This window comes from Abyssibacter profundi, from assembly GCF_003151135.1.
GTDB lineage: Bacteria > Pseudomonadota > Gammaproteobacteria > Nevskiales > OUC007 > Abyssibacter > Abyssibacter profundi.
This window is the reverse complement of the sequence record NZ_QEQK01000038.1, coordinates 1-439: the sequence shown is the minus strand read 5'-3', so window position 1 is coordinate 439 and position 439 is coordinate 1. Positions and strand designations below refer to the sequence as shown.

General features: G+C 62.0%; 1 pseudogene. It reads left to right on the top strand.

Annotated features, from left to right (window positions below):
• Positions 1-191, top strand: a pseudogene (locus DEH80_RS17060) (IS110 family transposase); the annotation flags it as partial.
• Between the last annotated feature and the right edge of the window lie 248 nt (positions 192-439).

Here is a 439-nt window from a genome sequence, read left to right as displayed (position 1 = left end):
TCAGTGCTAGGCGCAACCAGAACGCGGGCAGACCCCTGAGCCCGCTCCAGCACTGGGCGCTGGGCGTGCAGGCGCGATCCAATCACAACAAAGCGGCCTGTGCCGTGGCCAACAAGCTGGCTCGGATCGCCTGGGCGAGCTGGGCGAACGGCACCTGCTTTGATCCGGAGTATCAGGCCGTGGCCGCCTGAAAGGCCCGACCTTAATTTTTCCCACCAGCGGTTGTGCAGGAGAAGGCAGCGATCATGGCGAAACGGGTCGGCCCCATCGGGTCTAGATGCCGGTAACAAGTCAGAGCGAGAAGCTCAGTTGCAGCGTGTGGCACGACTCGATGCGGATTTCCATGAAGGCCAGGGCCGTAAGAGCCCATCAACAGGCCGAATATACGACCGCAACCGCACCTCTATCGCCTCGATCTAGACGTCTTCGACTGCCCGGT